Source organism: Sphingomonas sp. (genome assembly GCF_039595165.1).
GTDB lineage: Bacteria > Pseudomonadota > Alphaproteobacteria > Sphingomonadales > Sphingomonadaceae > Sphingomonas.
In genome coordinates, this window is sequence record NZ_JBCNMA010000023.1 from 33,467 (window position 1) to 45,282 (window position 11,816).

An 11,816-nucleotide genomic window follows, 5' to 3' on the forward strand; every position below is an offset into this window, starting at 1 on the left:
GTTTCGTTTCCATCCCACCCGCTCTCGCGAGCGGGACGGGCCGTTTCCCGGGGTGGTGTCCCCGTATCGTCACGCGTGGTTTCCCGAAGGCACCTGCGCTTGTCGATCCGTTGCAAACTTCTGATTTGGCTTTGATTTCTCGCTGCGTCTTCGTCCGCTTACAAGGCTGATGCTGTCATCGTTTCCGAGTCGCGCAAACCCGCAATCGACGCGTTACGGCCTGTTGATAACGTGGATAACGGGGAGCGATCAGTCCCCCGGTGCCCAATCGGGCGGAGCGAGCTCGAACCCGGCGAAGTCGAAGCCGGGGACGACCACGCAGCTCACCAATGACCAGCCGTGTCGCGCTTCGGCGGCCTGCCACCGAGTCGCGGGCACCAATGCCTGGGGCCTGTAGCCGTGCGCCACCTCGCCGCCAAGAGGGACAAGTACCGGATTCGCATCCTTTTCGTCGGCGATCAGCAGATCGAGCGGCGCGCCCGCATGCCACAGCCACAATTCGTCCGCATCGACTCGGTGCCAGTGCGAGCGGCAGCCCGATTCGAGCAGGTAGAGGATCGCCGTGCCGGGCGAGCGCTGCCCCTCTTCCGCGCCGCCACGCCAGGTCTCGCGGTACCAGCCGCCCTCTGGATGCGGGGCCAGACCAAGGGTTTCGATGATCAATTTCGCTTCCTGCATGCCGTATGAATGGCACGAAATGTTACGTTCATGAAACCGATGCGAAGACCGGCGCGTTGGGGGGCACAGGTTTCAGGTAGAGATGGAGTATTCGACATGCGTAATCTGATGCTGGCGCTCAGCGCCGCTTCGTTGGCGGTTCCCGCCGCCGTCATCCTTCCCGCGTCCAAGGCCGAAGCCGGGGTGCAGAAGAAGCGCTATGCGTACCGCGAGTGGCGCGGCCGCGACGGCCGCCGCTATTGCCGCAAGTCCGACGGCACGACCGGCCTGGTGGTCGGCGGCGTCGCCGGCGCGCTGGTCGGCCGCACGATCGACTCGCGCGGTGACCGCACGCTCGGCACCGTGCTGGGCGCGGCAGCCGGCGCGGTCGCCGGCCGCGAGATCGAGCGCAGCGGCAGCAAGCGGCGCTGCCGCTGATCGAAGCGGAACCGATATCTGCGGGGCGCGGAGGGAAACTTCCGCGCCCCGTTTCGTTGGGGAAACGAGCGGGACGTCGCAGCAGGAGATGCCCGATGAAGAAGTTGATGATCGCAGCGAGCGCAGCCGCAATGGCGGTGACCGGCGCCTGCACCAATTATGGCTATGACGACCGGCCCGGCTACGCCAGCGACGATTATTGGGACGCGCCGCGCTATTATCGCGAGGGCAGCTACGAGGAGCGCCGGCTGGCACGCGAGGATCGCATTTATCGGGGCCGCGACGGCCGCTATTATTGCCGGCGCAGCGACGGTTCGGCCGGGCTGATCGTCGGTGCCGCCGCGGGTGGCCTGCTCGGCAACGTCCTCGCGCCGGGCGGCTCGAAGACGCTGGGCACGATCCTCGGCGCGGTCGGCGGCGCAGCGATCGGCAGCACCGCGGATCGCCCGGGCGAAATCCGCTGCCGCTGACCTAATCGCGCTTTAACCTCGCCGGGTGTAGGCACGCGGGGCCATGCTTCGCGTGCTCACCCTTTCCTCGCTCTTTCCCGACGCCTCGCGCCCCAATTTCGGGGTGTTCGTCGAACGGCAGACCCTGGGCCTCGCCGCGCATCCCGGCGTCGAGCTCAAGCTGGTCGCGCCGCTGGGGCTGCCGCCCTGGCCGCTCAGCCGCCGCGGCCACTATGCGCCGCTTGCCCACCTGCCCCGGCACGAAGACTGGAAAGGCCTCGAAACCTGGCGTCCGCGCTTCCTCAATCTCCCCGGCACCGGCGGGCGCTTCCACGCGGCGATGCTCACGCGCACGCTGGCGCCGCTGCTCGCCCATATCCGGCGCGACTTCGCTTTCGAGGTGATCGACGCGAGCTTTTTCTTCCCTGACGGCCCCGCCGCGATCGCGCTGGGGCAGCGCTTCGGCATCCCTGTCTCAATCAAGGCACGAGGTGCGGATATCCATCATTGGGGCCGCGTCGCGCCGACAGCCGGACAGGTAATCGGTGCCGGACAGGCAGCCGATGGCTTGCTCGCCGTATCGCAGGCGATGCGGGCGGACATGGCGGCGCTCGGGATGCCCCGGGAGCGTATCCGCGTCCATCACACCGGCGTCGACCTCGCCCGTTTCGCGCCACGCGATCAGGCGGCGGAAAAAGCGAAGCTGAGCATCGACGGCCCGCTCATCGTCTCGGTCGGCGCGCTGATCCCGCGCAAGGGGCACGACATCGTCATCGACGCGGTGGCCGCTCTGCCCGGCGTGCAGCTGCGCATCGCCGGTGAAGGACCCGAGCGCCCCAGGCTCGCGGCGCAGATCGCAAGGCTCGGCCTCGGCGATCGGGTGAAGCTGCTCGGCGGCGTCGCCCATGCCGAGTTGCCGCCGCTGCTCGCCGCCGCCGACGTGATGGCGCTCGCCTCATCGTCCGAGGGACTCGCCAATGCCTGGGTCGAGGCGCTCGCGAGCGGCACGCCGATCGTCATCCCCGATGCCGGCGGCGCCGCGGAGGTCGTCACCTCCCCCACCGCGGGCCGCATCGCCGCACGGAGCGCGCCTGCCTTCGCCGCGGCGATCGGCGAGTTGCTCGCCGCATCGCCGCCGCGCGATGCCGTGCGTGCCGCCGCGGCGGGCTTCACCTGGGAAGCGAACACCGCCGCGCTCTACGATCACCTGACGGGGCTGGTGGCGGCGCGCGCTCAGTCCAGCGGGTAGAGCGCGGCCGCGATCCAGCGCAGCTCGGCGCGCAGCACGCCCCAGGCGCGCGCCGCGGCGCGGCTGTCCATCACTTCGATCCCGAAGGGCAATGCCGCCTCCAGCGCGGGCGGCGGGCGACGCAGCGTGCTTCCCGTACCGAGCAGCAGGAATTCAGGCTGCGGGTCCATCGCCGCGAGCGGCGCGAACGCCTCGGGCGTCAGCGCCTCGAGCGGCGGCGGAGTCCAGCTTTCGGCGCGCGCCGGGGTGAGCAGCAGGCCCAGATAGACATTGTCGTCGACCCGGAAGCCGCCGCTCGAGAAACCCGCCACCACCGGCCCCTCGACGCGGGGCCGGTCCATGCGCATCAGGGCATGTCCTTGAAGCTGACCCGCTCCGCGCCCTCGACGCCCTTGGGACCGCTCGCTTCCTTGGGCAGGAAGCTGTCGGGCCGCAACTTGAGCCACAGCAGGATCGCCGCCGAGACATAGACCGACGAGAAGGTACCGATGACGATGCCGAGCAGCATCGCCGCGGTGAAGCCGAAGATCACGTCCGGCCCCAGCACCAGCAGGATCGTCAGCACGATGCCGATCGACAGCGAAGTTACCACGGTGCGCGACAGCGTCTCGTTGATGGAGAGGTTGAGCAGCTCCTCCATCTCCATCTTGCGGTATTTGCGCATGTTCTCGCGGATACGGTCGTAGACGACGATGGTGTCGTTCAATGAATAGCCGATGATCGTCAGCACCGCCGCGACGATGTTGAGATCGAACTCGAGCTGAGTCAGCGCGAAGAAGCCGAGCGTCAGCGCGACGTCGTGGAACAGCGCGAACAGCGCGCCGACGCCGAACTGCCATTCGAAGCGGAACCAGATGTACAGCGCGATCGCGATCATCGCGAGGCTGAGGCTGATCGCGCCGTTGCGGAAGAGCTCTTCGGAGACCTTACCCGACACGCTCTGTGCGCCGCCGACCTGCGCGCCCGGATAGCTCTTCACGATCGCGCCGCGGATCGCGCTCGCCGCCTTGTTCGCCGCGTCCTCGCCGCCCTCGGGCAGCGGGGTGCGGATCGAATATTCGTTGGTGGTCCCGGCGCGCTGGATCGTCGCCTCGCCCACGCCGAGCGCTTCGATCCGCTCGCGCAGCTGCGGGATCTCGACCGGCTGGGTGAAGGTGACGCGAGTCTGCTGGCCGCCGACGAAGTCGATGCCGAGGTTGAACCCCTTGACGAAGCAGAGCGCGATCGAGCCGACGATCAGCAGGATCGACAGGCCCATCGCCACGTTCCGCCACTTGAGGAACGGGATGTTGGTGTTGTCGGGAACGAGCTTGAGCGGACGCATGACCGGCGGCCCTTAAATGTTGATCGTCTTCGGGCGGTTGCGCTTCAGCCAGTCCGCAACGAGCAGACGGGTGAAGGTGACGCCGGTGAAGACCGAGGTGACGATGCCGATCGCGAGCACGACCGCGAAGCCGCGGATCGGGCCCGAACCGAACACGAACATGATCGCCGCCGAGATGACGTTGGTGATGTTCGCGTCGAAGATCGCGCGGCTGGCTTCCTTGTAGCCGAACTCGACCGCGGGGACCGCGGCGCGGTTGCGGATGCGCTGCTCCTCGCGGATGCGTTCGTTGATCAGCACGTTCGCGTCGACCGCCGCGCCGATCGTCAGCACGAAGCCGGCGATGCCGGGCAAGGTCAGCGTCGCCCCGAAGAACGCCATGATGCCGAAGATCATCACCGCATTCACCAGCAGCGCGAACGTCGTGTAGACGCCGAACCGCACATAGGTGATCAGCATGAAGACGATCAGCGCGAGCGTGCCGACCACGCCGGCAAGGATGCCCTTCTCGATCGAATCCTGGCCGAGCTCGGCCGAGACGGTGCGTTCCTCGACCACCTTGAGCGCCACCGGCAGCTTGCCCGAGCGCAGCGCGATGGCGAGTTCGTTGGCGCTCTCGACGGTGAAGCCGCCGTTGATGATCCCGCGGCCGCCGAGGATCGCGTCGCGGATATTGGGCGCGGAGATGACGTTGCCGTCGACGATGATCGCGAACGGCTTGCCGACATTCTCCTGAGTCACCCGCGCGAAGCGGCGTCCGCCCTGGCCGTCGAAGGTGAAGCCGACGGCCGGCTGCTGCTGATCGTCAAACTCCTGCTTCGCGTCGATCAGCTGGTCGCCGCTGACGATCGTCTGGCGCTTGAGCGCGATCATCGGCTTCTGGCCCTCACGCGTCGGATAGGCGACATAGGGCAGGCCCGCCGGCGCATCGGGATAGGGCAGCAGCTCGCTGCCGATCGGCGCGTTGCCCGCGGCGATCTGCGCCGGGTTGGCGGCGATATCGACCAGCTTGAACTCGAGCCGCGCGGTCTTGCCGAGCAGTTGCTTCAACGACTCCGGGTCCTTGAGGCCCGGCACCTCGACGAGGATGCGGTTGCGGCCCTCGAGCACGATCGTCGGCTCCAGCGTGCCGAGCGCGTTGATGCGGCGGTCGACCACCTCGCGCGCGTCGGCCATCGCCTGCTTGACCGCCTGGTCGAGCCCGGCATTGGTCTGGGTGACGATGAAGCGCGTGCCGTCGCGCACCTCGATCGTCCATTCGCGCTGGCCGGTCATGCCGGCGCCGCTGCCGGTGAGCTGGAGCAGCCGCTCGCGCGCCGCGTCGACCTGCGCCACGTCGCGGACCATGAAGCTGATCACGCCGTCGCGCATCGAGATCTCGCCGATGTCGATGCGCGGATCCTGGCGGCGGAACTCGGTCTCGATCTCGTCGCGCTTGGCGGTGAGACGCGTGCGCGCGAGATCGGCGACGTCAGCCTCGAGCAGAATCGAGCTGCCGCCGGCGAGGTCGAGGCCGAGATTGACGGTCGGCTGCGGCACCCAAGAGGGCAGGCGCGCGCGCGTCGCTTCGGGCACGAAGCTCGGGATGGCGAGCAGGATGCAGACAGCGATCGACAGCCAGATCGACCAAATCTTCCACTTCGGGAGATCGAGCATCGGTTCAGTCGTTCGCGGGCTTGCCGCCGCCGAGCGGCTGGACCTCGACGATGGTCGCCTTGACCACCTTGACCTTGACGCCGGTGGCGATCTCGACCTGGGCATAGGTGTCGTCGACCGATACCACCTTGCCGACCAGGCCGCCCGCGGTGACCACGGTGTCGCCCTTCTTCATCGCGCCGATCGTCGCCTGAAGCTGCTTCATCCGCTTCTGCTGCGGGCGAATCATCAGGAAGTAGAAGGCGATGAAGATGAGGACGAGCGGCGCGATCGACAGGAACGATCCTGCGGCGCTGCCGGTGGCTGCCGCGCCGCCTGCGGCCTGTGCATATGCTGGTGAAATGATCATGGTTCCCCGAGCCCGGTTTGGCTGGCCTGAATGGTGGGGGCGACAGGGCCCCCGTTCAAGCGGCGCGCGCTACCATGGGCGTTGCAGGCGCGCAACCATTGCCGCGCCTGTGGCATCCGGGCAACGCCCCGCTCCTTCCCCCTTGCATCGCCTGCCGCGGACGCCTAGAGGGCCGTGCCTCTGGTCGGGGCGTAGCGCAGCCTGGTAGCGCATCACACTGGGGGTGTGGGGGTCGCAGGTTCGAATCCTGTCGCCCCGACCAACTTTCGCCGCAGCGAAATCGCCGGCACGTTAACCGCATCGCTGAACACTCTTCCTCCCCTCGCGGGAGCCGCCGCACATCGTCCTGCGCGCAGCGAATTGCCGCGCCTGCCGTGGCGTCCGGGCAATCGTCGGCAACGCCGCGTAAACCGTGAAAATACGTACGACAAATATACTATGTTAACTTTTTAGGGGGCATTTCGGGCTCGCAACGTTCGGATCGATAACGAACGAGGGGGTCGCCTGATGCGTAACAAGGGCCGCGTCTCTGCCGTGGGAATCGTCCCGGGGGTCCGCGATCCACGCCGGCCGCGGCACCGCCCGCCACCCGACCAAGGCCGCGCCTCCCCTCCCCTGAACCTGCGGCTCCGCACGGAGCATCCCGGTCATCCCGGCAAATCTACCCCAGGAGAATCCCAATGAAGGCGTCGTCGGGCAGCAAGAGCGGCATTTCACGTTCCTCCGGCGGCAAGCGCCGGCTGCTCGCAGGCACCGGGGGCGCCGCGCTCGCGCTGGCGTCGGTCCTCCCCTCCGCCGCGTCGGCGGCGGACTATGTGGTCAACAGCGAGGCCGAGCTGCGACAGGCACTGCTCGACGCAGTCGCTAACAACGATCCCAATCCCCGCATCGTCCTGGGCTCCAGCTTCAGCGTATCGAACACTGTCTTCACCCTCCCCGACCTGCCGGTCGCGATCGACACGCAAGGGTTCGTGCTGACCGGGCCCGCGGGCAATGCGGTCAATATCATCAACTCCTCGGCGACGCTCAATCTGACCGGAACGATCAACGGTGCGTCCGGCGGCGGACATGGGTCAGGCCTGATCCTCAACGCGGGGTCCGGGACGATCAACAGCACCGCGACGATCACGGGTGGCGCGGCCCAGAGCGCTGGTCAGAGTCCCTCGTTCGGGGTCACCCTCAACGGGACCGGCACCTTCGTGAACGGCGGCTCCATCCGCGGCGGCGACGTGGTTTCCGCCGCGCTCAGTCCCACCGGCACCAGCGCCGGGTCCGGCGTCGCCATCATCAACGGCGCCACGCTGGTCAACAATGGCCTGATCCAGGGCTCGAACAGCCAGGCCGACGGCTCCGGCGTGGGCGTCTATGCCCGAACGCTGACCAGCAACCTTTCGATCGTCAATACCGGCACGATCCGCGGCGGGTCGGACGTTAACGGGGTCGTCGCCGGCAATTTCGCAATCGGCGGCTTCGGCAGCAACATCGCCACCATCACCAATTCGGGGCTGATCGAGGGAGGCAACGGGGCGGCTGCCATCTCCGACTACAGCCAGCGCTGGACCGTCACGATCATCAACAGCGGCACCATCAGGGCCGGCGCCGGACAGAGCGACGCGATCCGGCTCGACCGAAACGTCAACAGTCTGCTGTTGCTCGAATTGCGGGCGGGATCGAACATCCAGGGCAATGTGATCGCCCCGGCCGCGGCAACGTTCGCTCAGACGCTGGCGCTGGGCGGGGCAGCCGATGCCGGCTTCGACATGTCGCTGGTCGGACCCACCGCACAGTACCGGAATTTCACGCGATTCGTGAAGTCCGGCGCCAGCACCTGGACGCTGACGGGCAGTGCTGCCGGAATGCCGAGCAGCGTCTGGGAGCTCCAGCAGGGCACGCTCCTGTTTGACAGAAACACCGCCGCCGGCCAGCTTTTCGTAAACATCATCAGCAGCGGCACGCTGAACTTCCAGCAAGACAGCGACGTGTCTGTAGGGAGCATCAATGGCGGAGCGGTCATTCAAAGCGGAACCGGCACGACGACATTAACGGCGGGCGCAGGCTACACCTATTCCGGCCTCACGATCACCGGAGGCAAGCTTTCGGTGGACACGGCGGCCAAGCTCGGGACCGGCGCGGTCGCCATCAATGGCGGCGCGCTCCGGTGGACCGGCAGCACCGGAAACATCACGAAGACGATCGACTGGGGCGCAAGCGGCGGCGGTTTCGAGGTCGCCGCCGGAAGCCTGATCCTCTCCCAGCCGCTGCTCGACGGCGGCGCCATGACCAAGTCCGGATCAGGCGTGCTCACCCTGGTGGGTGACAACACCTACACCGGCGGCACGACGATCGCAGCCGGCACGCTGATCATCGGCAATGGAGGCACCACCGGCTCCATCGTGGGCGACGTGCTCAATAACGGCAGGCTGACCTTCAACCGATCGAACGCCTATACTTATGCGGGTTCGGTCACCGGGACTGGCGAACTGATTATAGCCGGCGCCGGCGTCACCACGCTCACCGGCTCCAGCAGCTATGGCGGCGCCACCGGCATCACCGGCTTGAATGGCGAGCTTCGCATCGTTGGGGGTGCCGCCGTGATTTCCGGTGGCGCCACGAATATCAACCGAGCCAAGCTGAGCATCGACGGCGCGAGTTCGGTTTTCAGCACCGCCTCCCTCACCGGAGTGGGCTCGCTCGGCGGTTCGGCCATCGTAAACGTCACCGACGGCGGCACGCTCCGGACCACGGCCGGCGACCTGGCGATGCGCTCTCTGCCTATCCTCTCCGCGCAACTCAACATCGCCGGCACGGGGTCACTTGTCGATGTGGCAGGCGGAATTCAGGGAGCCGCGGTCGGCAACAACGTATTCACCGCGACCGTCACCGCTGGCGGCACGCTGCGCACCGCAGGTGCCAGCCAGATCGGCACCGCCACCAGCACCAACCCGCTCGCCGTCGCGATCACCGGACCCGGCTCGAACTGGACCGGCGCTAGCTCGCTGCTGATGACCGCAGGCACCTTCACCGTAGATCAAGGCGGTGGGGCGAGCTTCACCAACGCCACCTTTGGATCAAGCTCCGGGGCAACCGGTGCGGCTCGACTGATCGTCTCGGGCACCGATTCGCGTTTCGCCACTACCGTCGGCGATCTGGTGCTCGGCAGCGGCCTGGGCACGGGCGAGCTCGTCCTCAGCGATCGCGGCGCAGTAAACCTCGCCGGATCGCTGGTCCTGGCCAACGCCGGCACCGCGACCGGTATCCTCAGCATCGGCGGCAGCGAGGGTCAGGCCGCCACGGCGGTCGGCACGTTCACCGCGCCGGCGCTCACCCTGGGCAGCGCGACCTCGCGTCTCAACTTCAACCACACCAACACCGACTATCGCTTCGGCGCCGCGATCTCCGGCGCGGGCGCGATCAACCAGATGGCGGGCGACACCAACCTCACCGGCGACAGCGTGGGCTTCACCGGGACGACCACGGTCTCGGGCGGAACGCTGCGCGTGAACGGCACGCTCGGCGGCGCGGCCAGCATCGTCAACGTGCTGAACGGCGGCCGGCTCGGCGGCGCGGGCACGATCGGCGGCAGCGTCAACGTCGCCGACGGCGTACTGGCGGCGGGCAACAGCCCGGGCACGCTGACCATCGCGGGTGACCTCACGCTCACCGCCGCCTCGCTGCTCGACTTCGAGTTCGGCCAGTCCGACGTGGTCGGCGGCCCGCTCAACGACCTCATCGACGTCGGCGGGAACCTGACCCTCGACGGCACGCTCGACGTGACCGTGACGCCTGGCGGCAGCTTCGACGTCGGCGTGTACCGCGTGATCAGCTATGCCGGCTCGCTCAACGATCAGGGGCTGGTGCTGGGCTCGGTGCCGGGCGGCCTCGTCACCGTCCAGACCTCGGTCGCCAACCAAGTCAACCTAGTCAACTTCGCCGGCGGCGACGTCAATTTCTGGGACGGCAACGGGGCGCGCGGCGACGGCATCCTCGCCGGCGGCGACGGCGTGTGGCAGGGCGGCAGCGGCAACGACAACTGGACCGTCGCCGACGGCTCGATCAACTCCGTCTACCCAGACGGCGCCTTCGCGATCTTCATGGCGGCGCCCGGCACGGTGACGGTGGAGACCAGCCAGGGCGCGGTAAATGCCTCGGGCATGCAGTTCGCCAGCAGCGGCTATACGATCACCGGCGGGGCGATCGGGCTCACGGCCGCGGATTCGATCATCCGCGTGGGCGACGGTACCGCGGCGGGCGCTGGCTTCACCGCGACGATCGCATCCGACCTGACCGGCGCGGGCAATCTGGAGAAGGCCGACCTCGGCACCTTGGTGCTGACCGGGACGAGCACCATCGCCGGTGACCTCGCCGTCCGGACGGGAACGCTGCGCCTCGCCGACGGCGGCACGCTCGCCAATGCCTATACCGTCGTCGGCCGCGAAGCCGGCGAGCAGGCAATTCTCGTGGTCACCGGCAGCGACGGCGGCGGCAACGCCTCGACCTGGACCACGGGCGACCTGGCGGTGGGTGACAACGGCACCGGCACGCTCGACATCACCGCCGGCGGCAGGGTCGTGAGCGCCATGGGCAACATCGGCCTGAATACCGCCGGCGTCGGCCAGGTGGTGGTGAGCGGGGCCGGCTCCGCCTGGGAGAATAGCGGCCGCATCAATGTCGGCCTGTTCGGCACCGGGACGATGCGCATCGAGAATGGCGGCCAGGTCTCGAGCAATGACGGGGTCGTCGGCAGCGCCGCGCATGGCGAGGTTCTCGTCACCGGAGCAGGCTCGATCTGGAGCAATGTGGGCCAGCTCACGGTCGGGCTCGGCAGCACGGGCAGCCTGCGCATCGAGAATGGCGCGAGCGTCACCAGCAACCAGGGCTATGTCGGCGCCAATCCCGGCGGCGACGGCAGCGTGACGGTGACCGGCGCGGGGTCCAACTGGCTGGCGGGTCCGTTCAGCATCACCATCGGCCATATGGCGAACGGCTCGCTCGCGATCGAGAATGGCGGGCGCGTCCGGGCCGAGGGCGGCGTTCTCCTCGGCACGACGGCGGGCATGGGCGGAACATTGACCCTGACGGGCACCGCGGCCAACCGCGCGGTGCTGGAGACCTCCGGCCTGACGGCCGGCGCCGGGACGGCCAGCGTCTCGATCGACGGCGGCCTGCTGCGCGCCACGGACGACAACGACAATTTCTTCAACGGCTTCGGCACCCGCGACGTCACCTTGGGTGCGAGCGGCGTGCTCATCGACACCGGCGGCCACGATATCGGCATCTCGCCCCGCTTCGTCGGCGCGGGCGGGCTCATCAAGGACGGCGCCGGCACGCTGCGCCTGACCGGGGTCAACACATATGGCGGCGCGACCCTGATCAACGCCGGTACGCTGCTGGTCGATGGCGACCAGTCCGCGGCGACCGGCCTCACCACCGTGGGCGCGGCGGGCACGCTGGGCGGCGCCGGCACGATCGGCGGCAGCGTCGACATGAGCGCGGGCGGCACGCTCGCGCCCGGCAGCAACGGCGTGGGCACGCTGGCGATCAACGGCAATCTCGTGCTCGGCGGCGGCTCGCGGCTCGCCTTCGAGTTCGGTCAGGCCAACACCGCGGGCGGCCTGCTCAACGATCTCGTGAACGTGGGCGGGAACTTGACGCTCGACGGCACGATCGACGTGGCGGTCGCGCCGGGCGGCAGCT

General features: G+C 68.2%; 9 protein-coding genes and 1 tRNA gene. 5 read left to right on the forward strand and 5 right to left on the reverse strand.

The window, feature by feature from the left end; translation table 11 throughout:
- Positions 1-249: 249 nt before the first annotated feature.
- Positions 250-678 carry a cupin domain-containing protein gene (locus tag ABDV68_RS06425; protein WP_343518901.1) on the reverse strand — a complete coding sequence of 143 codons (429 nt, stop codon included), beginning with the start codon at positions 676-678 and terminating at the stop codon, positions 250-252.
- 96 nt (positions 679-774) lie between these two features.
- Here ABDV68_RS06425 and ABDV68_RS06430 point away from each other — a divergent pair, with 96 nt between their 5' ends.
- From ABDV68_RS06430 to ABDV68_RS06440, 3 genes are all read left to right on the forward strand, one after another.
- Positions 775-1,095, forward strand: a complete 321-nt coding sequence (locus ABDV68_RS06430) for a glycine zipper 2TM domain-containing protein (RefSeq protein ID WP_343518902.1) — start codon at positions 775-777, stop codon at positions 1,093-1,095.
- Between the two features lie 95 nt (positions 1,096-1,190).
- A complete protein-coding gene (locus ABDV68_RS06435; protein ID WP_343518903.1) occupies positions 1,191-1,565 on the forward strand; it encodes a glycine zipper 2TM domain-containing protein in 375 nt (124 codons plus the stop codon).
- A gap of 43 nt (positions 1,566-1,608) precedes the next feature.
- Positions 1,609-2,793, forward strand: a complete 1,185-nt coding sequence (locus ABDV68_RS06440; protein ID WP_343518904.1) for a glycosyltransferase — start codon at positions 1,609-1,611, stop codon at positions 2,791-2,793.
- Here ABDV68_RS06440 and ABDV68_RS06445 read toward each other — a convergent pair.
- From ABDV68_RS06445 to yajC, 4 genes are read right to left on the reverse strand one after another with little or no spacing between them, the layout of a single operon-like run.
- On the reverse strand, positions 2,778-3,140 hold the full coding sequence (locus ABDV68_RS06445; RefSeq protein WP_343518905.1) for an Mth938-like domain-containing protein: 363 nt from the start codon (positions 3,138-3,140) through the stop codon (positions 2,778-2,780). The genes ABDV68_RS06440 and ABDV68_RS06445 overlap by 16 nt on opposite strands.
- On the reverse strand, positions 3,140-4,117 hold the full coding sequence (secF, locus tag ABDV68_RS06450; protein WP_343518906.1) for a protein translocase subunit SecF: 978 nt from the start codon (positions 4,115-4,117) through the stop codon (positions 3,140-3,142). Before secF ends, ABDV68_RS06445 begins: the two co-directional genes overlap by 1 nt.
- 12 nt (positions 4,118-4,129) lie before the next feature.
- Positions 4,130-5,773 carry a protein translocase subunit SecD gene (gene secD, locus ABDV68_RS06455; protein ID WP_343518908.1) on the reverse strand — a complete coding sequence of 548 codons (1,644 nt, stop codon included), beginning with the start codon at positions 5,771-5,773 and terminating at the stop codon, positions 4,130-4,132.
- A 4-nt stretch (positions 5,774-5,777) separates the two neighbouring features.
- Entirely contained in the window at positions 5,778-6,122 is a 345-nt protein-coding gene (gene yajC / locus ABDV68_RS06460) for a preprotein translocase subunit YajC (protein ID WP_343518909.1), read from the reverse strand.
- Positions 6,123-6,307: 185 nt separating this feature from the next.
- On the opposite strand from yajC, the gene ABDV68_RS06465 reads away from it, so the two are divergent.
- Together ABDV68_RS06465 and ABDV68_RS06470 are read left to right on the forward strand one after the other, a co-directional pair.
- A tRNA-Pro gene (locus ABDV68_RS06465) sits at positions 6,308-6,384 on the forward strand.
- 418 nt (positions 6,385-6,802) lie between these two features.
- Positions 6,803-11,816: autotransporter-associated beta strand repeat-containing protein (locus ABDV68_RS06470; protein WP_343518910.1), on the forward strand; the 5,014-nt coding region annotated here is incomplete at its 3' end.